This is a genomic window from Coprococcus sp. ART55/1 (assembly GCF_000210595.1).
GTDB lineage: Bacteria > Bacillota > Clostridia > Lachnospirales > Lachnospiraceae > Coprococcus > Coprococcus aceti.
Genome location: NC_021018.1, coordinates 2,160,059 through 2,181,898, shown reverse-complemented (window position 1 = coordinate 2,181,898; position 21,840 = coordinate 2,160,059). Strand labels below are relative to the sequence as shown.

General features: G+C 45.3%; 18 protein-coding genes and 1 pseudogene. 5 read left to right on the top strand and 14 right to left on the bottom strand.

Annotated elements, in window-relative coordinates:
* Positions 1-38 precede the first annotated feature (38 nt).
* The gene (locus CCU_RS09825) at positions 39-1,394 is read left to right on the top strand and encodes a citrate synthase (RefSeq protein ID WP_015534527.1); all 1,356 of its coding nucleotides are present in this window, start codon (positions 39-41) and stop codon (positions 1,392-1,394) included.
* A 6-nt stretch (positions 1,395-1,400) separates the two neighbouring features.
* Entirely contained in the window at positions 1,401-1,961 is a 561-nt protein-coding gene (locus tag CCU_RS09820; protein ID WP_015534526.1) for a M48 family metallopeptidase, read from the top strand.
* Between the two features lie 5 nt (positions 1,962-1,966).
* Here CCU_RS09820 and CCU_RS09815 read toward each other — a convergent pair.
* The 8 genes and pseudogenes from CCU_RS09815 to CCU_RS09780 form a co-directional block, all read right to left on the bottom strand.
* A pseudogene (locus CCU_RS09815) lies at positions 1,967-2,928 on the bottom strand (beta-ketoacyl-ACP synthase III).
* Positions 2,929-2,961: 33 nt separating this feature from the next.
* Positions 2,962-4,014 carry a glycoside hydrolase family 5 protein gene (locus CCU_RS09810; RefSeq protein WP_015534524.1) on the bottom strand — a complete coding sequence of 351 codons (1,053 nt, stop codon included), beginning with the start codon at positions 4,012-4,014 and terminating at the stop codon, positions 2,962-2,964.
* A 154-nt stretch (positions 4,015-4,168) separates the two neighbouring features.
* Positions 4,169-5,905 (bottom strand): acetyl-CoA carboxylase carboxyl transferase subunit, encoded by a 1,737-nt coding sequence (locus tag CCU_RS09805; protein ID WP_015534523.1) that lies wholly within the window; start codon positions 5,903-5,905, stop codon positions 4,169-4,171.
* Positions 5,906-5,910: 5 nt separating this feature from the next.
* Complete coding sequence (gene fabF / locus CCU_RS09800; RefSeq protein ID WP_015534522.1) at positions 5,911-7,149, bottom strand: beta-ketoacyl-ACP synthase II; 1,239 nt, start codon at positions 7,147-7,149, stop codon at positions 5,911-5,913.
* Between the two features lie 141 nt (positions 7,150-7,290).
* Positions 7,291-7,716: a GtrA family protein gene (locus CCU_RS09795; protein ID WP_015534521.1), complete on the bottom strand. Its 426-nt coding sequence runs from the start codon at positions 7,714-7,716 to the stop codon at positions 7,291-7,293.
* Positions 7,703-8,548, bottom strand: coding sequence for a DUF6734 family protein (locus CCU_RS09790; RefSeq protein ID WP_015534520.1), 846 nt, complete (start codon positions 8,546-8,548; stop codon positions 7,703-7,705). Before CCU_RS09790 ends, CCU_RS09795 begins: the two co-directional genes overlap by 14 nt.
* A gap of 25 nt (positions 8,549-8,573) precedes the next feature.
* On the bottom strand, positions 8,574-9,518 hold the full coding sequence (locus CCU_RS09785; RefSeq protein ID WP_208896152.1) for a hypothetical protein: 945 nt from the start codon (positions 9,516-9,518) through the stop codon (positions 8,574-8,576).
* Positions 9,519-9,660: 142 nt separating this feature from the next.
* Positions 9,661-11,451 carry a CAP domain-containing protein gene (locus CCU_RS09780; protein WP_015534519.1) on the bottom strand — a complete coding sequence of 597 codons (1,791 nt, stop codon included), beginning with the start codon at positions 11,449-11,451 and terminating at the stop codon, positions 9,661-9,663.
* Between the two features lie 257 nt (positions 11,452-11,708).
* Between CCU_RS09780 and CCU_RS09775 the strand changes: the two genes are divergently transcribed.
* The 3 genes from CCU_RS09775 to CCU_RS09765 all read left to right on the top strand — a co-directional run bounded on the left by CCU_RS09775 (position 11,709) and on the right by CCU_RS09765 (position 14,169).
* Positions 11,709-12,908, top strand: coding sequence for a class I SAM-dependent rRNA methyltransferase (locus CCU_RS09775; RefSeq protein WP_015534518.1), 1,200 nt, complete (start codon positions 11,709-11,711; stop codon positions 12,906-12,908).
* Positions 12,909-12,912: 4 nt separating this feature from the next.
* Positions 12,913-13,515 carry a transglutaminase-like domain-containing protein gene (locus CCU_RS09770; protein ID WP_015534517.1) on the top strand — a complete coding sequence of 201 codons (603 nt, stop codon included), beginning with the start codon at positions 12,913-12,915 and terminating at the stop codon, positions 13,513-13,515.
* A 69-nt stretch (positions 13,516-13,584) separates the two neighbouring features.
* Positions 13,585-14,169 carry a rhomboid family intramembrane serine protease gene (locus CCU_RS09765; RefSeq protein WP_015534516.1) on the top strand — a complete coding sequence of 195 codons (585 nt, stop codon included), beginning with the start codon at positions 13,585-13,587 and terminating at the stop codon, positions 14,167-14,169.
* 170 nt (positions 14,170-14,339) lie between these two features.
* On the opposite strand, the gene CCU_RS09760 is transcribed toward CCU_RS09765, so the two are convergent.
* The 6 genes from CCU_RS09760 to CCU_RS09735 all read right to left on the bottom strand — a co-directional run bounded on the left by CCU_RS09760 (position 14,340) and on the right by CCU_RS09735 (position 21,797).
* Positions 14,340-15,002, bottom strand: coding sequence for an HAD hydrolase-like protein (locus CCU_RS09760; RefSeq protein ID WP_015534515.1), 663 nt, complete (start codon positions 15,000-15,002; stop codon positions 14,340-14,342).
* A gap of 128 nt (positions 15,003-15,130) precedes the next feature.
* Positions 15,131-16,294, bottom strand: a complete 1,164-nt coding sequence (fabV, locus tag CCU_RS09755) for an enoyl-ACP reductase FabV (RefSeq protein ID WP_015534514.1) — start codon at positions 16,292-16,294, stop codon at positions 15,131-15,133.
* Positions 16,295-16,324: 30 nt separating this feature from the next.
* Positions 16,325-17,656, bottom strand: a complete 1,332-nt coding sequence (dnaB, locus tag CCU_RS09750; RefSeq protein ID WP_015534513.1) for a replicative DNA helicase — start codon at positions 17,654-17,656, stop codon at positions 16,325-16,327.
* 16 nt (positions 17,657-17,672) lie between these two features.
* The gene (gene rplI / locus CCU_RS09745; RefSeq protein ID WP_015534512.1) at positions 17,673-18,119 is read right to left on the bottom strand and encodes a 50S ribosomal protein L9; all 447 of its coding nucleotides are present in this window, start codon (positions 18,117-18,119) and stop codon (positions 17,673-17,675) included.
* 3 nt (positions 18,120-18,122) lie between these two features.
* The gene (locus tag CCU_RS09740; RefSeq protein WP_015534511.1) at positions 18,123-20,261 is read right to left on the bottom strand and encodes a DHH family phosphoesterase; all 2,139 of its coding nucleotides are present in this window, start codon (positions 20,259-20,261) and stop codon (positions 18,123-18,125) included.
* Positions 20,262-20,441: 180 nt separating this feature from the next.
* Positions 20,442-21,797 carry a glucose-6-phosphate isomerase gene (locus CCU_RS09735; protein WP_015534510.1) on the bottom strand — a complete coding sequence of 452 codons (1,356 nt, stop codon included), beginning with the start codon at positions 21,795-21,797 and terminating at the stop codon, positions 20,442-20,444.
* Between the last annotated feature and the right edge of the window lie 43 nt (positions 21,798-21,840).

Here is a 21,840-nt window from a genome sequence, read left to right as displayed (position 1 = left end):
ATAATTCAATGAAGACTTACCTGAAAGGAGTATTATATATGTCAATCAATAATCTTAGTTCATTTACGAAGGAGCGTCTTGGTCTCTGTATTGAGAACGATACCATAGATAACAACCTCTACGAGGAATACGGCGTAAAGCGTGGACTTCGTGATCTGAATGGAATAGGAATAAATGCCGGCATCACCAACATTTCACTAAGCCGGGCGTATACAATGGAGGACGGAAAGCATACTCCTGCTGACGGTGAATTATATTACAGAGGTTACGAGATCCGCCAGTTGATAGACGGATTTACAAAGGAAGGACGATTCGGTTTCGAGGAGTGTACATATCTGTTACTGTTTGGAAAGCTTCCGGACGAGAATGAGCTTGCCAAGTTCAAACAGGTCCTCAACCTTGCATACGACCTTCCACACAACTTTATACAAGATGTCATAATGAAGAACCCTACCAAGGATATCATTTCAAATATGACCAAGAGTATCCTTGCCCTCGGATCATACGATAAGTCTGAGACGGATATATCTCTGGACAACGTTCTTCAGCAGTGTCTTATGATAATAAGTGTATTCCCAAGACTCGCTGTATATTCTTTCCAGGGATACAGACATTATGAGCTTGGCAAGAGCTGTTATATACACAAGCCGGATCCTGAGCTTTCATTTGCGGAGAATATCCTGAGCATGCTCCGTTCAGACAGAAAGTACACACAGCTTGAGGCAAAGGTCCTCGATCTTGCCCTTGTTCTCCACATGGAACACGGAGGCGGAAGCAACTCTACGTTTACAACACGTGTTGTCACATCATCCGGCTCAGATACATACGCCACAGTCGCAGCAGCACTCTGCTCACTCAAGGGACCGCTCAACGGCGGTGGAGACCTCAAGGTCATGGAGATGATGAAGAACATACACTGCAATGTCGAGGATGTTACGGACGAGGAGCAGATCCGTGAGTATATCAGGAAGATCGTGCGCGGCGAAGCATTTGACAAATCGGGCGTGGTATACGGAATGGGCCAGCCTGTATACTCTCTGTCAGATCCAAGAGCTGTCATTATCAAGGAGTATGTAGAAAAGCTCGCCGAGGAGAAGCACGAGAAGGACGAATTCAAATTATACGAGCTCATAGAGCGCATCGCACCTGAGGTCATTGCCGAGGAGCGCAAGATCTACAAGGGTGTGTGCATCAACATAGATTACTATTGCGGATTGTTATACAAGATGCTCAAGATCCCTTACGCCCTCTACACACCACTATTTGCCATTGGCCGAGTGGTTGGATGGAGTGCGCATCGTATGGAGGAGCTGATCAACAGCTACAAGATAATGCGTCCGGCCTATCCAAGTCTTGTAGAGCCTAAGGACTACGTACCTATCAAAGACAGGTAATATGCCATGAACAATTCTGATAAATTCGAATATTCAGTCGTCAGGAGCAGGCGCAAATCTATCTGTATCGAGATAGACAGAGACCTCAACATAAAGGTTCGTGCGCCCCTCAGAATGACCGACAGTCAGATCCAAAGCTTTGTGGATTCCAGACAAAACTGGATCCGCAGCCATCTGGAAATCATGCAGAAAAGAATTTCCAATATGTCAGACGAAAAAAATCCAAGCACTGCCCTGACAGATGCCGATATAAAGGCACTGTCAGAACAGGCTCGGATATATATTCCTTCACGTGTAGAACATTTTGCTCAGATAATAGGCGTGACCTACGGAAGGATCACCATCAGACATCAGAAGACCCGCTGGGGAAGCTGCAGCTCCTCCGGTAACCTGAATTTCAACTGTGCACTGATGAACACCACTCCCAAAATCATAGACTACGTGGTAGTCCACGAGCTGTGTCACAGAAAGCAGATGAACCACTCCGCACTTTTCTGGGCCGAGGTCGAAAAAGCACTCCCAAACTACAAGGAGCTTCGTTCCGCCCTCAAAAATTACAGGTGTTAAAGCCTCTACCACTCCATAACCACAGCGCCGTATGTGAGCCCTGCGCCGAATGCCGACATGGCGATCTTGTCGCCGCGCTTCAGGCCGTGCTCCCTCACGAGCTGGTCGAGAAGTACAGGTACACTCGCCGCAGACATATTTCCTGTGTAGTCGAGAGTCGTAGGGAACTTCTCAAGCGGTGCCTTAAGTCTCTTGGCAACAGATTCAATAATTCTTACATTTGCCTGGTGGAGTACGAAGTAATCCACATCATCAACGGTCATTCCAGCCTTGTCAAGAGCCTCCTGGAGGCACTTAGGACACTGTCTCACCGCAAACTTGTACACCTCCTGTCCATCCATATACAGATAGTCATGATTGATCTCATCTTTTACAAATATATTGTTGGTCTTTCTGCTCTCGCAGTTGAGCACCATACCCTTCTTGCCGATTGAACCCTGGACAATGCTTATTATTCCCTTGTCAGACTCCTCTATATAAGCGGCACCTGCGCCATCTCCAAACAATACGCATGTACCTCTGTCATTCCAGTCAAGTATCTTTGACAGCGTCTCCGAACCTATTACAAGAGCATTCTTCACAAAGCCTGTCTCTATATACATCTTTGCAACATTGAGGGCAAATACAAAGCCCGAGCATGCCGCATTCACATCAAACGCAATCGCCTTATCCGCACCTATAGCCGCCTGAACCTGACACGCCCGCTTGGTGTGTAATAATCCGGGGTGACTGTGGCAAGCACTATAAGCTCCACATTCTCTGCGGACTTCCCTGCCATCTCAAGTGCCCTCTCAGCAGCCTCAACAGCCATGCTCGTCGTCGTCTCCTTAACAGCTATTCTTCTGTTCTTTATACCTGTTCTTGAAGATATCCACTCATCAGATGTATCAACATACTTTGCAAGCTCATCATTTGATACCTCTTTCTCCGCAAGGCAGCTTCCTGTTCCTAATATTCTGATTGCCATTATATATTTTCTCCCTTTTATCCGTTATTCTCTTTATTCTTCCTTGTCTCCAAGCAGCTCAGTCACATACTCACCCCATTTTGTGAGTTTCTTATATCCCTTAGTAAACATGGATGGCTCCACCGTATCGTCATATCCAACTGCGATCCATCCTATATTATGCTTTTCCAGATATCTGGTAAATTTTATTCCAAATACATTTCTGGTGCCCTTCAGCTTCTCATTCTTGACCTCGACATCATCGTCTGCATATCCCCACTCTGTCACTATAAGAGGATAACTTGTCACATAGCCCGACAGGAACTTCTGCCAGAACACCTTGTCTGGGTAAACATGAACAGAGAACGCAGTATTGTCATTCTTCACGCCAAGCTCGTCAAGCCATCCGAGATCATAACAGTAATCCGGACTTCCAACGATTATAAGCTGCTTTGCGCCGGCATCCCTTATAACTCCTATAAGGCTCTCCGCGCATCTCTTCCACTCTGAATCACTCATGCCAACCGGCTCATTGTATATCTCAAATATAACATTTGGAGTGTTCTTGAAATAATCCGCAATGTTCTTCCAGAATTCAGCAGAATAATCCAGCGGATTCTCGTCGAGATCCGGCATCTCATCCCCGGAACCATCTATCGGGTTACCTGTATAATCCCAGTCGAGAATAACATAGTTATCGTTCTCTCCGGCCCAGGTAACTATGCGGTCAAGATATCTCCACATATAGTAATCGTCATTCTTGTACTCCACAGGGCTTATTGGCACCCTTATGGCATTACCACCCTTGGCAAATACATCCTTGTAGAAATCCTCATTAAACTTCTTCTCCTCATACAGACTGCGCGACTCTGGAACCATCACACCCTTGAGAACAACCTGTTCTCCGTCTGCATTCAGGATCTGAGTCCCCTTCGCTGTAAGCATGGTAGGATATTTGTCTGTATCACCGATAAATTCTGCACGTGTTCCCACAGGTGTCAGCAGATCCTGCTCCTTGCCCCGCAGGTACATCACGTACCATATGATTGCTGCCGCAATGATGGCGGCCACGATAACTATCAAAGTAACCTTTATCTGTTTCTTCATAAACGCTCCTCCAATTCAAGCTGTATCTTCAGCCATATACATAAAGTTTACCAAAAAAACACCATCACTTCAACATATGCATGAATAAAAGGCATTCCCCGTGAGATAAATTTCTCACTTGAGAAATGCCTTTCATCTATAGTATATCTGTGATCTACAAATTTCTGAATCTGTCGTATCTGTCCTGTGCGATCTCCTCAGGAGTCTTGTCTGAATACTTCTTGAGGAATTCCTTAATGTTCATCTTAAGGTACTTGCCTATATATGGAACTGACTGCTCATCTGCTCCGCCGTACTCAGGTACGACCTGCTCGATAACGTTCAGTCTCTTGAGATCCTGTGCTGTAATCTGCATAACTTCTGCAGCCTCCTCAGCTCTGTTGCTGTCCTTCCAGAGGATAGACGCATATCCCTCAGGTGAAAGGATTGAGTATGTCGCATTCTCAAGCATCCATACCTCATTGCCAACTGCAAGGGCAAGTGCTCCACCGCTTCCGCCTTCTCCGATAAGGATACAGAGTACAGGAACCTTGAGTGATGACATCTCATAGAGATTTCTCGCTATGGCTTCACCCATTCCTCGCTCCTCAGCCTCAAGTCCACAGAACGCACCCGGTGTATTTACAAATGTAATGATAGGTCTGCCGAACTTCTCAGCCTGCTTCATCAGACGAAGAGCCTTTCTGTAGCCATCAGGAAGAGGCATACCAAAGTTTCTCTCCATGCACTCTGCCATGGAAGCTCCCTTGACCTGTGATATAACTGTTACAGGCTGTCCATCTATATGACCGATACCACCCACAATGGCTCTGTCATCATTCATGGTTCTATCTCCGTGGATCTCACGGAAATCATCGCATATATACTTCACATAGTCGAAACCTGAAGGTCTGCTCATCTGACGAGCACCTCTGAGCTTCTCCCACGGAGTCTTAGGCTCGTCATCCTTGAGTCTCTCCTTGAGAATCTCGCTTATGTCAAATTTCTCATCTTCAACAGCACTGTCAAAGTTAGCATAGCCCTGTCTCTGCTTATGTGTGACGATGAGATCATACATTGTGTCCTTCATCTTGTCTCTTGTGATTATGCCATCTATGATACCATGCTCAACAAGGAACTCTGATCTCTGGAAGCCCTCTGGAAGCTCCTGACCAATAGTCTGCTTGATAACTCGTGGTCCTGCAAATCCTACGAGCGCACCTGGCTCTCCAAGGATAATATCTCCAAGCATTGCAAAGCTGGCTGTAACACCACCTGTTGTAGGATCTGTAAGAATAGATACATACAGAAGTCCTGCATCAGAATGTTTCTTGAATGCAGCGGATGTCTTGGCCATCTGCATCAGAGAAATGATTCCCTCCTGCATACGTGCACCGCCTGAACAGCAGAACATGAATACCGGAAGCTTCTCCTCTGTAGCCTTCTCGACAGCTCTGGCAATCTTCTCACCCACAACATATCCCATACTGCTCATGAGGAATCTTGCATCACATACACCAACTACAGCAGGCTCACCATTGATGGTTGCCTTTCCTATAGTAACAGCCTCCTTGAGGTTTGTCTTGGCCTGTGCAGCCGCAACCTTATCCTCATATCCCTCTGTTCCAAGAGGATTTGAGCTTGGCATATCCTCAAACCATGGCTCAAATGACTTTGGATCTGTGACCATTCTTATTCTGTTCTTGGTCTTAACTCTGAAGTAAGAACCGCACTCATAACAAATGTACTTTGCGTTCTTCACTCTTTCCTTCTCAACTTCTCTTCCGCACTTAGGGCACTTTACAAGCTCCACCTTTGGTGCTTCCTGAATTCCCTCAGCAGCCTTTGCCTCCTCTGCAGCCTTTGCTGCAATTATCTCGGCATCCTTTGCCTTTTTTTTGATAAATAACATGATATTTACTGCTCCTTATACTTCTGTAAGACGATACATGCATTGTGTCCGCCAAATCCAAGTGAGTTGCTGATCGCAACATCAACGTCCATCTCGCATGGCTCCTTACAATAATCCAGATCAAGCTCCTCCTCGCTCTCCACAAGGCCTCTTGTTCTGTGGATATAACCTTCCTCTATACTCTTGACACAGGCAATACACTCGATGGCTCCTGCTGCACCGAGAAGATGTCCTGTCATAGACTTTGTTGAATTGATCTTGATGTCCTTTGCGTGATCGCCAAATGCCTTCTTGATAGCACGTGTCTCAACAAGATCGTTCAGATGTGTGCTTGTACCATGAGCATTGATGTACTGAACCGCATCAAGTGGAAGTCCTGCATCCTTAACCGCATTGGTCATGGCAACTGCTGGTCCCTCACCTGACTCCTCAGGTGCTGTGATGTGGTGTGCATCACTTGAACATCCGTAACCTGAAAGCTCTGCGTAGATCTTTGCACCTCTTGCCTTTGCGTGCTCAAGCTCCTCAAGAATAACAATACCTGCACCCTCACCGAGAACGAATCCGCTTCTGTCCTTATCAAATGGAATAGAACATCTGTCTGGATCTGTTGATGATGTAAGTGCTGTAAGTGAATCAAATGTTGATATACCGATAGGTGTAACTGCTGCCTCACATCCGCCGGCTACCATGACATCAGCGTCTCCGTACTGGATCGTTCTGAATGCCTCACCGATACTGTTTGTTCCTGAAGCACATGCTGTTACAACATCTATACTCTTGCCCTTGAGACCAAACTGGATCGCAACGTTACCTGCTGCGATGTTGCTGATCATCATAGGAACTACGAATGGACTTACACGAAGTGGTCCCTTTGTAAGTATGGTTCCATATGCGTTCTCAAGCTCCTGAAGTGAACCAACACCTGAACCAATACATGTACCAACTCTGTAAGCATCTTCCTTTGTCATATCAAGTCCTGAATCTGCCATAGCCTCCTGGGTTGCCTTCACAGCAAACTGTGTGAATCTAGCCATACGTCTTGCAGACTTTGGATCAATGTAGTCCTTTGCTACAAAGTTCTTAACCTCGCCGACAAGCTTGCACTTGTATGCTGAAGCGTCAAACTGTGTAATAGGTCCGAAGCCATGCTTTCCTTCCTTAAGTGAATCCCAATACTCGTCAACTGTATTGCCGACTGGAGTTATGGCTCCTATGCCTGTTATTACTACTCTCTTCTTCATACTTATCTCCTTGCATTACTTATTCTGCTTTTTATACATATTTAACCATTCAATTATACTCCAACTGTCAAATGTTTGGAAGTAATTGTGTCCATGTTTTTCTATAAAATTTCGATAAACATTCGCATTTATACATATCTCTTACAGTTTTTCCTTTATCTTTCTGAATATAAACTTCTTGCTTATATAATAATTGAGGAATATCACCAGCACTGATGTGAACGTCTTTATGCCCATCGCCCACAGGTGAAGCCTGTCAACCAGTATATAAATCAGGCCCTCCTCCACCACCAGTGTGAACACCCTGCTCACGTAGAATGACACCAGTTCTTTTATGAACTCCCACGCAGTCTCTGCGACAGTGTGGAACACCGATTTTCTATTTGTTATGAATGACACAAAATTGTACAGTATCCATGCCAGGAAGTTGGCCCTGACAGGTTCTATCCCGCATTTGTACATAAATATCCAGGCGGAGCCAAGATTTACCGCTCCCACGACAATTCCCCACAGTATATATATGTATATCTCCCTGGGTATCTTCTTCAGCACTTTATCTACAAACATGTAACTCCCTTATAACATCCGCCTCTTCCGGAAACTCCCGCTCTATCCGCTCGCAGAGACGTCCGTTAAACTCAACCCTTTTCCCATAGTTAAACTTCAGAATATTCTTATATCCCCACAAATGTGTGAACACATCCTGTCTCTCTATATCCGCCGCCTCAGGAAAAAATGAAGCAATGATCTTTCCCTTTCTCGCAGCACACATCGCAAGCAGTCTCTGCTCCGCAAATACCATGTGGCACAGATTTTCCTCAGTCTCCCTACAATTCTCCATAAATTGTATGGAGCTGTCCACATAATAGTTCTTAAATTGCTCCTTAGCCATATATAGCATACAGGTATTTACCGGCGGAACATCCCAGCTCCACAGGGGATCAAAGCTGTACGAACTGTCCATATTGAAGAAGTCCCTGCCGGGATATACATCCGGATATATTCCTTCTCTGTGTATTGCACAAATATCCGTCCCCGCTATGTATTCCCCTATATTCTTCCACACTATAAGGTCCAGATCCACCATGACCGCCGGCATATGCGCCGCCTTAAGCGCATACAGCTTGCCCGCAGCCCAGAACACTCCCGGGGATATGCTGTCAGGAACCTGTATCTCTTTTATACCGCCATTCCATATATGCGACAATCCCTGTCCCTCAACATAATCAATGGCCCTTGCATCACCGTAAAGTGTGATAGGGCCATTCATTTTTCTCCACATAAGAGCAGACAGGATCATGGTCAAAAGCTCATAATCCTGCATGCTGTAAGTGTCATCTTTACTTTTCTCAAAATAAGGAGCAGTCCACAATATGTGGAATCCCTCTATATCCTTCATATATCCTCCAAGATCCGGTCATGTACTAGATCAGATCCAGTCCATATCCAAACTTAGCATTGCCACCAATCCGGCTGGTCGGTCTTCTGCTTCTGTTGATAAGCTGCCACTCCTGAGGGAACTCAACCATCAGCTCCTGGCTTGTTCTGATTGAATCCATACTGTCCTGTGGCTGCTGTGTGTCACTTTCAAGCACCATCGGCATATTTTTTATCCGCTGACTTCCAAATATTCTATATTGGCTGCCTGACAATATTCTCTGGCTACCCAACAACATACGCTGGCTGCCAAACACTCTGTACTGGCTTCCCGCCAGGTATCTGAAGCCTCCCTGACTTCCAAACAGCAGTCTCATCTGACTGCCATTCCACCGGAACCGCTGACTTCCTATCATTCTATACTGGCTTCCCGCCAGGTATCTGAAGCCTCCCTGACTACCGAATAACTGTCTCATCCGGCTGCCATTCCACTGAAAACGCTGGCTTCCTGTCATTCCACTCTGACTTCCCATCAAAAGCTTCCGGCTTCCAGTATCCACAGTCTGTTTCGCAGCTTCGCATCCAAGCTCTTCGTATCTGTCCTCAAAAGGGATCAGAACTCCACCGCCGAATTCCACACTGAAAGGTCTGCCGTCCATCATGACATATGTCCTGTAAGGATACAGTCTGCCATTCTGCGCTATCAACTTCATATATACCGGCAATCCACTGTCGAGCCTGTGGAATCTGTACGCCTGCAGTGTGGTTGCTTTGACGAAATATCCTCCCGCCGGCAGTGAATATCCAAGCACTGCCTCAAGCTCACCATCCCATTCAATATATACTCCGAATTCTCCAGTCTGGGCATCATAATTCCTGAGGTCAAAATATGCCTTTCCCGTGACAAAAGGAAGCATCCTGGCTATTCTATTGTCAAATAGTGCCACACTCTCGCCGGCACCTCTATTTAAAGACGAATATATGAAACCCACACACAATCTCCATTCCCAAACTAGCCAAATTCTATATCCGACTATTTGCCTTATACTATGTATGGTACTCTATTTCTCCATATAATTCAATTTAATTTGAGGGATTTAACAGTCTTATTTTCCACTAATTTCCTAATTAAAATTACTTACCAAATGTAAGGACATAATATCTCTTATATCCCTGTTTATCATTTTTGAGAGCCACAAATACTGCAACGCCCATGGTCTTGTATGTAGTATTCAGCATATTGCTGTCATGTGCGGTCGACTTGGACCATGCTCTGAATACGAGATCTCCACCACTGAAACCACATGCAAGATTCTCTCCGTACAACTCGTACATGGAGTTGAGACACAGTGTTCCATTTGGTCTGTAATGGCTGTACTTGTTGCTTATCTCCTTTGCTCTTGTGGTAGCGGTCTCTGTCAGAGATGTTGACACCTTAAGGCTTGAAAGTCCATTTTCTGCACGATGCTGGTTGACCATCTTACTCAGTCTGTTTGCCGCGCCTATATCATAATATCCATATACTCTTGTCTTTCTGCCCTTACCAAGATCGATAGTGTAATATCTCTTGACCGAGAGATCGTACTCTCTCTTATATACAACGCCTCTTCTGTTGACATATGCTATGTAGCCATCGGCTGTCTTATACTTTCCAGCCTTTACAACTCGCTTTGCAGCGCTGTTGAAATAGTAATTGGCATTTCCGATCTTCATTATGAGCTTCTTTGCAGGCTTCCACTTTCTGCCTGTAAACTTGTATGCCTTCTTGGTGCTGTTGTTATAGCTCATTGTGGCTACGCCTTTAGAGCCGAAATAATATCTGCTGCGGTAGACAGTCTTCCACATATTTTTCTTCTGCACCCATGTGTTCTTCGAGTAATCAAAGTCGTATACCTTCTTTGTCCCCTTCTGATCTGTATATCTTGAGGTAACATATCCGCCGTCACATACGTAGTAAGCGGTACTTCCATTTACCTTCTTCCATCCTGATGATGTACGTCTGTTTCCATTTGCATCATAGAAGTAGTATCTGCTTCCGTTGAGCTTGTCGATCACATTTGAGACTCTCTTGTATGACTTGCTGCTTGATATGTATCTGTACAATATATTCGATGCCTGATCATACAGAATGGTACATGTGCCTGATCCATCAAAATACATCAGCTTTCTGCCTGTATTCTTCCACAGGTTCTTGTTCATATCCCAGCTCTTCTTTGAATCGTTAAATGAATACTTTCTGAAAATGCCTGATGCCTTGTAGATCCTCTCCTTTACATAGTGGGATCCACCGCCTGTTACAAATACCATATTGTCATAATTTATATGATACCAACCGCCCTTTGTGACCTTGTCACCATTTGAATTGAAATAATATGTTCTGCCATCGTTGAGAATAAGCATCTGGTTCTTCACCTGGACAAGCTTGCCGCTGCTCAGTGACTTTGCCTTCTTGCTGCTATTATCGTATATCTTTTCACACAGTCCGGAATTGTTCAGATAATAGAGAACGTTATCCACTGTCTGCCACTCGTTCTTGCAGATCGTCCAGTCCTTTGAATCAGCGCTGAATCTGTATATCTTGATGGTATCGCCAGAACGTGTAAACTTCATAGCTGCCACGCCATTTTCATCTATAAGATATCTGGTGCCATCATCGGCATCTATCCAGCCTGCAGTTTTCTGCACTTCACCATTAACATAATATCTGAAGTAACCATCCTCATCCTGTATCACTCCACTCTGAACTGCATCTGATGCTGTGGCCAGAACTGCCGTGCCGTCAGCTCCCATCTCATCTGCCTGTGTCACCACATTTGTAGAAAAAATCACAATAGCCAATACAGCAATCGCCATAAGACTGCCTATAGCTTTTGCCGCCATCAGGCTCTTTTCTCTCTTTGCAATATTAGTCTTCATTGTAGACATCTTTACTGTCCTCCTTTTTATTAAGCATCAGTTTCCGCATGGAATCTGACGTTTGTGTGCATTCTGCTACGCTCGTAGTATACACGTGTTACATATTTTTTACAAGTATAACTTTTTACAAGTTTTTTGTTACAAATGTGTTAAGCCGCCCCATCTTGGATTATTTGTCTACATATGGTAAAATAAATCCGCAAAATTCAAAAACAGACAACGAAAAATGTCTGCCAACGGCAGTACAGAGAAAGGATACATATATTATGGGAGCTATTGTTACATTAAAAAAGGGAGAGGGACGACTTCTGAAGTCCGGCGGAGCATGGATATTTGACAATGAGGTCGACACCATAGTCGGCAGCTTTGAGAACGGCGACATCGTCATAGTAAAGGACTTCGACGGTTATCCACTCGGCAAAGGATTCATAAATACCAACTCCAAGATCCTCATCCGCATGCTCACAAGACATGTGGACACCGAGATCGACGAGGCATTCTTCACAAAGAGACTTCAGGATGCATGGGATTACCGCAAGAAAACCGTCGACACCAGTAGCTGCCGTGTCGTATTTGGCGAGGCTGATTTTCTGCCGGGAATCGTCATTGACAAGTTTGAAAACGTGCTTGTTGTCGAATCACTGGCACTCGGCATCGACAAAGTTAAAAATTTGTTAATAAATATTTTAAAAAATATACTTAAAAATGATGGTATAATAATCGAGGGTGTTTATGAACGAAGCGATGCAAAAGTCAGAAAACACGAGGGGATGGATACCTATAAAGGGTTTATTGGTGACGAATTTAACACAAAGGTTCATATAAATGAAAATGGCGTTCGATATATTGTTGATGTGAAAGACGGTCAGAAGACCGGATTCTTTCTGGATCAGAAGTATAATCGTCTTGCTATTCAGAGAATATGTAAAGATGCAAAGGTTCTTGATTGCTTTACACACACAGGCTCCTTTGCTCTCAATGCAGGCATAGCCGGTGCTTCCAGCGTTTTGGGAGTAGACGCTTCAGAACTTGCTATTGCCCAGGCCAGAGAGAATGCAGCGCTCAACGGATTGGAGAGCACTGTCTCTTTTGAGTGCAGAGATGTATTTGATCTTCTTCCTGAACTGGAATCAAAAGGCGAACAGTTTGACGTTGTCATACTTGACCCGCCGGCATTCACAAAATCAAGAAATTCAATAAAGAACGCAGTCAAAGGCTATCGCGAGATTAATCTGCGTGCTATGAAACTCGTAAGGGATGGTGGATTCCTTGCAACTTGTTCATGTTCACATTTTATGGATTTCGAGTTATTTACCAAGACCATAAAACAGGCCGCCATGAATTCACATGTAAGACTTCGCCAGGTAGAGTTCCGCACACAGGCTCCTGATCACCCAATATTATGGGCTGCAGATGAATCTTATTATCTGAAGTTCTACATATTCCAAGTAATAAAGGAGAGATGACACAATGCAACTAATTCAGAGAAATAAGGATTCAGCATATTTGCAATACGACAAGTATGTAAATTATGACAATCCTATCGTCGCTGCAAAGGCAAAGGAACTTGCTGCAGATTGCAAGAGCAGTGATGAGATCATACAGGCATGTTACTATTTTGTCCGGGATAGGATTTCTCACACATATGACAGCAACTTTTCAGTAATAACTATCAGCGCTTCCGATGTACTGGAAGCCAGCACGGGCATCAGCTATTCAAAGGCCAATTTGCTGGCAGCACTGCTTCGTGCCAACAACTTATATACAGGATTCTGCTATATCCGTATCAAGCACAAGGGCGGACTTATGGCTATGCATGCACTTAATGCGGTATATCACCCGGATCTCAAGAAGTGGATACGTCTTGATGCCCGTGGCAATAAATACGGCGGTTTCAACGCCGATTACACACATAATGAGACTCAGATGGGACATGTGATTGATTCAGCAGCCGGAGAGTATGAGTTCAACGACCTCATCGCCGTACCGCTTCCATCAACCATGAGGGTTCTCGAACAGAGTACCAACTTCTACAAGATGTACTTTAACGATATGCCAGATTATGACGCTTAAAAAATATTACCAGCGGATGACCGCTGGTAATATTTTTCTATACTATATGAATAAGAGGGGAACCGATCCATGTCAAAGACAAAATCCAAAACCATATTAAGAATATCCTTTAACTCACCTGTGGTACTTACATTTGCACTCATTTGTCTGGGAGCTTATCTCCTGAATATCCTCACAGGCGGCAAAAGTAACTTTCTTCTATTTGAAGTATACAGAGCCCCTCTCACCGATCCTTTAACCTACATCCGCATGTTTGCCCATGTGTTTGGTCACGCAAGCTGGAGTCATCTTATCAACAACATGACGCTGCTGCTTGTGATCGGCCCACTACTTGAGGAAAAATACGGCTCAAAGGATCTGCTCATCGTAACCATCACCACCGCACTGGTGACAGGAATCGTGCATTTTATATTCTTCCCTGGTACAGCATTGCTCGGCGCCAGCGGAGTGGTATTCGCATACATTCTTCTGTCTTCTTTTGCATGTATAAAGGACGGCTCCATACCGCTCACCTTCATACTTGTTGCAGTGCTTTATATCGGCGGACAGGTGGCTGACGGAGTGTTTGTGAAGGACAATGTGTCGAATCTCACCCACATTATCGGGGGGATCATCGGAGCGTTCTTCGGGTATATCTCAAATGTCAGGAGATGATATGACGAACGGACGGATGACATATACCGCTCAATATTATAGCTATCGACTCTTACCTGTTTTTCTTTTATTCAGTTCCCCAGAGTGTCATCCCACAAAAATAATCATAGATATTTAATAAAAAATATATATCAACACAGACATCTATAAACTATAAGCTACCTTTCTATCTACAGATTCAGGATTTCCTCCGGTGTCTCTACTATGTTGTCGGCGCCGGCTGCCTCGAATTCTTCTCTGCTGCCGTAGCCGTAGAGGACTCCTATGGTCTGGAGGCCGCAGGCTTTGCCACCTTCTATGTCGTAGCGTCTGTCGCCTATCATCACAACCTGGTTTGATTTTATCATATCTTCTGTCAGTCCGTGATCTTTCTTGAGGCTTTCAAGGACCTGGGATATGATGTGCTTCTTGTCTGATCCTGTTCCGTCGGGATTACTTCCAACTACAACGTCAAAATATTTTCCCACACCGAACTTCTCAAGGATACGGAGTGTCGGCTCTGTCGGCTTGCTGGTTGCAACTGAGAGTATGCAGCCCTTCTCCTTAAGGGCACGCAGGGTGTCTGCCACTCCGTCGTACACCTCAGCCTCGAAGAGACCTACCACGTTGTATCTCTCTCTGTACTTGGCCACCATCTCTTTCGCTTTTGCGTCGTCCATGCCGAATTCCCTCACGAAAGAATCATAAAGTGATGGTCCTATAAAGCTTCTGAATACTCTGTATTCAGGATATGGAATTCCAGCCCAGTCAAGAGCGTATTTTATACAGTTGAATATTCCTTCCTCAGACTTGGTGATGGTTCCATCAAGATCAAATAATAAATATTTGTACATATACCGTCTTCCTCCTTGCGAAAATAATGGGTCAGGCACACCAAAAAAGCGCTTACCGAAATGCCCCGCAAATTCTATGAATCTGTGGGGCATTTGTAGTATTTATATATTGAAACTACCCATGAATATTACATGATATCAACATCTGCTGAGTAATCCACACCGTCGATCTTGAAACCGAACATGTTGTAGAAATCCTCCCAGTATCCATCGATGTCTGCTATATCCTTGACATTGTCATTGTTGACTGTATCCCAGTGCTCAGCAACAACTTCCTGAACATCATCTCTCATCTCCCAGTCGTCCATACGGATGAATCCGTTGTCGTCCACCTGGGTGTCATCCAGGATCTTATCCATGAACAGTCTCTGCATCTGCTCTATGCATCCCTCGTGGAGTCCCTTCTCTTTCATAACTTTGTAGAGAAGTGTGATATACAGAGGTACGATAGGGATAGCTGCACTTGACTGTGTGACAAGAGCCTTGTTGATGGCTATCTTCGCCTTTATGTTAGGGAACTTTTCATTTATAATGTCTGCTGACTTGTACAGATCCTTCTTTGCCTGTCCGATCGATCCCTCAGCGTAGATAGGGAATGTGATCTTTGGTCCTATGTATGAGTATGCAACTGTGATCACGTTATCTGCCAGAACTCCGGCATCTGAGAGTGCCTGCATCCAGTCGATCCAGTCCTCACCGCCCATTACCTTGATGGTGGCATTGATCTCGTCATCATTTGCCGCTGTTATATGTGCATCTGTGATGGTGTTGTCCTTGAGTACAAGTGTCTTGTTGGTGTACTCCTCACCAACCGTCTTGAGTACTGATGTGTACTTTGTTCCATCTGGAGTTGTTCTTCTAGGCGCTGCCAGGCTGTATACGATCATGTCTATCTTGCCCATGTCTGCCTTGATGGTCTCGATGACCTGCTCCTTGATCTCGACTGAGAACGCGTCGCCATTGATGGACTTTGCATAGAGTCCGGCCTTGTGAGCCTCCTCCTCAAATGCTCTGTTGTTGTAGAAGCCAGCGGTTGCTGTACGGCGTCCATTTGACTCCTTCTCAAACATAACGCCGAGGGTATCTGCGCCATAGCCAAATGCAACTGCGATACGTGATGCAAGTCCGTATCCTGTTGACGCTCCGATCACCAGAACCTTCTTAGGTGCGTTATCGCTCTTAACTGTTCCCTTTGACTTGACATACTCGATCTGATTCTTTACATTCTGTGCGCATCCCACCGGGTGAGCTGTTGTACAAATAAAATCTTTAACTCTTGGTTCAACTACCATTTTCAATTCTCCTTATAAAACATAATATATTTAGTGCTCTTTGTTGGCAAACTTCGTGTATTCCTGCAGCCATACCAGATCCACAGATCCGGTGGCACCTTTTCTCTGTTTAGCTATGATTATCTCCGAGATACCCTTCTTGTCGGTATCAGGATTGTAATAATCATCTCTGTATATGAACATAACCACATCGGCATCCTGCTCGATAGATCCCGACTCTCGGAGATCCGCAAGCACAGGCTTGTGATCCGGTCTCTTATCAACCTCTCGGTTAAGCTGTGACAGCGCTATGATAGGCACATCCAGCTCCCTGGCAAGCATCTTCAACGATCTCGACATATCAGATACGAACTGCTGTCGCGACTCAACTCGTCCCGTCGTGCTCATAAGCTGCAGGTAGTCGATGATGATGAGTCCAAGATTGTTCTTGCTCTTGAGCTGTCTGCATTTTGATCTCAGCTCGGATATGGTGAGTGCTGAACTATCCTCTATGTACAGCGGTGCGGCAGCTATACTCTCCGCACTGGCAAGCACCTGATCCCAGTCGTCCTCAGCCAACTGTCCCGTCTGTACCTTCTGGGAATCAACCAGGGAATCCATGGCTATCATACGCGTTACAAGCTGCTCCTTGCTCATCTCCAGGTTGAATATCGCAGTGGCAATTCCCTTGCGCACGGCAACATGGTGGGCAATATTAAGGACAAATGCCGTCTTACCCATGGCAGGTCTAGCAGCCACCAGTATAAACTCCGATCCATGGAGACCGGTGAGCATATTGTCCAGATCTATGAATCCCGTAGGGATACCTGTTACTCTTGTGTTCTTTCTGGAAGCCTCCTCTATCTGCTCGATAACGTTCATGACGATCCTGTCGATCCCCACAAATTTGCTGGAGCCGTTCCTCTCCTTTATCAGATTGAACACACCGCTCTCGGCCTGTTCAAGAAGCTGTTCAACTCCCTCAGAATCCAGATAACAGTCCTTCTCCACTTCCTCGCACAGCTTTATCATCTTCCTGAGTATGGATTTGTCCGCCACGATCTCTGCGTAATGCTTGGCATTCACCGATGTCGGAACCGTCTCCAATATCTCCGCTATGGATTTGGTGCTTATGACCTCATCAGGTACATTGTTCTCCTCAAGCTTGTTCTTCAGGGTTACCAAATCGACCGCCTTACCCTCCTTGAACAGCTCTACCATATTCTCGAACAATATTCCATACTGACCGTAGTAGAAATCCTCCTTGGTCAGCATATCGGACGCCTCCACTATGGCGTCTCTGTCCATGAGCATGGAACCAATAACAGACTTCTCGGCATCCAGATTGTAGGGAAGCTTTTTTCTTGCAAATGCATCTTCCATGTTTTATCTATACTCCTTATGCTTCCTCGACCTTTACAGCAAGCTCTGCCTGAACCTCAGGGTGAAGCTTGACCTTCACTGAAAAGCTTCCTAACGCCTTGATGGAGTCCTTCATAACGATCTTCTTCTTGTCTATATCCTTGCCGAGCTGGCTCTTGATGGCATCTGAGATCTCCTTTGTGGATACTGAGCCAAATGTTCTTCCGCCCTCTCCAACCTTAATCTTAACAGTTACTGAAGCCTTCTCAAGCTCTGCCGCAAGTGCCTTGGCATCAGCAAGATTCTCTGCTGCCACCTTTTCCTCATGAGCCTTGCGGAGCTTGAAATCATTCATATTCTTTGGAGTTGCCTCCATGCCGAGCTTCTTAGGAATGATGAAATTTCTTGCGTAACCCTCATTTACCTCTACCATTGCGCCTTTCTTTCCAAGGCTTTTAACATCCTGTAATAATATGACCTTCATATCCTAAATATCTCCTTCCTTATACATCTCATTCAGGAGCCCAACAAGCTCCTTCTTTATATCCTCTGCTTTCGCATTTTCAAACTGAGCTGCCGCGATATTTGCATGACCGCCGCCACCCATTCTCTCCATGATTATCTGGACATTGACATCGTCAATGGCTCTTGCACTTATCTTGACATCCGCACCCATCTGCGCTATTACAAATGAAGCTCTGACACCTGCGATGTTCAGCATCTCATTTGCAATCTTGGCGGTGAGTACCACCGGCGACTCAGGGCCATCCCCAGGTGTAATGATTGATATGGCAAATGCATCAAGCACCATCTCTGCGTGGCTGACACCCTCCGCCTTCTGTCTGTAGGTCTCTATGTCAGTTCTGAACATCTTCCTTACTCGCATGACATCCGCACCGCTTCTCTTCAGGAACGCGGCTGCCTCAAAGGTTCTGACACCGGTCTTGCTCAGGAAGTTGTCGGTGTCAATGAGTATTCCGGCATACATGGCGTCCGCCTCTGTAGGCCTGAGCTTTATCTTCTCATCCATGTACTGGAGCATCTCTGCGATCATCTCACATGCAGATGACGCAAATGGCTCTATATACGACAGTGTCGCATTTGCAATGACATCCTTTGTCTGCCTGTGGTGATCGAATACCACTATGCTCTTCGCATATGCCAGCAGTTCCTCACACTCCGTGAGCGTAGGATTATTCACATCCGTCACAACTACGACCGTGTCGTCATCGACCAGACTGAGCGCCTGATCGTTGTTGATTATCATATCTGCCGGGTAGGAATTGCTCGAAGTGAAATTGCCGTATATCGGACTTATGGCCGATGACACCTCATTTACAACTATATGCGCCGTCTTGCCCAGCGCAGTCACCATCTTGTATATTCCTATACCTGAACCAAAAGCATCCATGTCTGGATTCTTGTGGGCCATGATTATAACCTTCTCCTTGGTCTCAAGAAGCTCCTTGAACGCAAGAGTCTTAACCCTCGCCTTAACTCTCGTGGACTTCTCCGTTCCCTGACTCTTACCACCAAAGTAGGTGATCCTGTCGGCGGACTTGATAACCGCCTGATCGCCGCCTCGGCCCAGAGCAAGCTCCATGGCGGAACGCGCTGCCTCAAAGTTTTCTATAAAGCTCTTGTAATCAGTACCAAGACTTATACTGAGTGTAAGCGGAAGATCATTTCCGATATTTATAGCCTTGACCTCATCGAGCAGGGCAAATTTGTTCTCCTTGAGCTGATCCAGATACTTCTGTGGCATCACGAACATGTACTTGTCCTTCTCAAGGCTCTTGACTATGGCGTCGACATTTGCCATGTATTTGTTAATCTTTCTGTCGACCAGGGCAACAAGAAGAGAGTGTCGTACTTCCTCAAGCGACTCAAATATCTCATCGTAGTTATCAATATATATGAGACCCGCAACCAGCTTCTGGTCATGGTTCTCCTGAGCGAGCTGATTCACCACTGTCACATCAAACATGTAGAACGCAAGGAAGGTGTCCGTCTTGCCGTGGTGTCTTGAACCACCGTGCGAAGACTTCGTCTCTTTCTTCTGCTCATCAGCCCCATCTCCGTCTGTGCCGGCCTCACCCGGCTGGGCATCCGTCTCTTCCATAGCAGGCTCAACCTTATTCACCTGTACACGTCTGATCTCATAACGGTATTCTCTTCCGTTAAATGCTATCTCTCCCTCGGTGACATCCTCCTGATAAGGAAGACTCTCCTCGGTAACCTCCTCAAATACCTGAACTATATTCAGCTTCATGAGCTTTCTCTTACTGGTCTCCGTTATACCTGAGAACTCGTCGTTCACCCACACAACTTTTCCATCCTCGTCAAGCAATGCGTACGGAACCGGGAACTCCTTTATGAGCTCCTTCTGCATCTTGCCGTGCTCCATGGCAAATTCCACATATCTGTCGCGGGACAAAGCATTCATCCTCAGGAAAACAACAATGCTCACCGCTCCGTATACTGCCGTAAAAATGGTGGCTATAACGCCGGCTCCTATTCCGACAAAATACATGAACACTGTCATCAGACAAAACATTCCTATCAGATACAATGGAACCTGTCTATATCGGTTGTACAGCCCCTCTACATCTCTCTTTTCATTCATATGTCACTGCCCTTCTTATCCTTCCATTCACAATGCAAATGATCAGGCTCAATTCTGAGCCTATACACTTCATAAGTATAACATTGTGCGATTCTGATTACAAGAAATATAGAATTGCAAAAAAATGCAGGTGTGGCAAAACACACCTGCATCTCTTATATATTAATCTGTAAAGATCTATTAACCGTTGATTCTTGCAAGAAGCTTCTTGCCAAGCTCCTCGTTGCCCGGCTTGCCGAGAAGAGCGAACATGTTCTTCTTGTAGCTCTCAACACCTGGCTGATTGAATGGATTTACACCAAGTGTGTATCCACTCACACCACATGCAAACTCAAATGTGTAGAACAGCTCACCGAGAGTGAACTCATCAATCTTGTCGATGTTGATCTGGATGATAGGAATTCCACCATCTGCGTGTGCAAGGATAGTTCCGTTCATAGCACTCTTATTTGCAAAATCAACTGTCTTGCCTGCAAGATAGTTAAGTCCATCAAGATCTGAGTCCTCTTCCTCCATAACAATCTCACATGTTGGGTTAACAACATTGATAACTGTCTCGAAATGGTTCTGTGAACCCTGCTGGATGAACTGTCCAAGTGAATGAAGGTCTGTTGTAAAGTCCGTAGCTGTTGGGAAAAGTCCCTTGCCATCCTTACCCTCGCTCTCGCCGTAGAGCTGCTTCCACCACTCTGATACATAGTGAAGTGCTGGCTCAAAGTTAGCAAGGATCTCGATTGACTTACCCTTGTTGTACAGTACATTTCTTACTGCTGCGTACTTCATAGCATCTGAATCGTCGAAGTCCTGTGCAAGACAATCCTTTCTTGCTGAAGCTGCGCCTTCCATAAGCTTATCTATATCAGCACCGCTTACTGCTATTGGCAGAAGACCAACTGCTGTGAGAACTGAGAAACGTCCTCCTACATCATCAGGAACTACAAATGTCTCATAGCCTTCCTCTGTTGCAAGTGTCTTGAGAGCTCCCTTTGCCTTGTCCGTTGTGGCGTAGATTCTCTTTGCTGCGCCCTCCTTGCCATACTTCTCAACAAGCTTCTTCTTGAAGATTCTTGAAGCGATACCAGGCTCTGTTGTTGTACCCGACTTGGAGATGATGTTGATAGAGAAATCTCTGTCACCGATCACCTGAAGCAGATGAGCCATGTATGTGCTGCTGATGTTTGATCCTGCATAGTAGATCTCAGGAGTCTTACGGATTGACTTGTCAACTGAATTATAAAAGCTGTGTCTTAAAGCTTCGATGGCTGCTCTTGCACCCAGGTAAGAACCACCGATACCGATTACTACAAGCACGTCTGAATCTGCCTGGATCTTAGCTGCTGCCTTCTTGATTCTCGCAAACTCTTCCTTGTCATAGTCTACTGGAAGGTCGATCCATCCAAGGAAATCATTTCCCTCACCGGTCTTGTTTACAAGTGTTGCCTTTGCAGCTACTACCTGATCCTTGATTGCTGCGATATCAGCGTCTGTAGCCATGGCTTTTGCATTCTTAAAATCGAAACTTACTGTCTGTGCCATTTGTTTTCTCTCCTTACTTGTATTAAATTTTTCACATTGAATC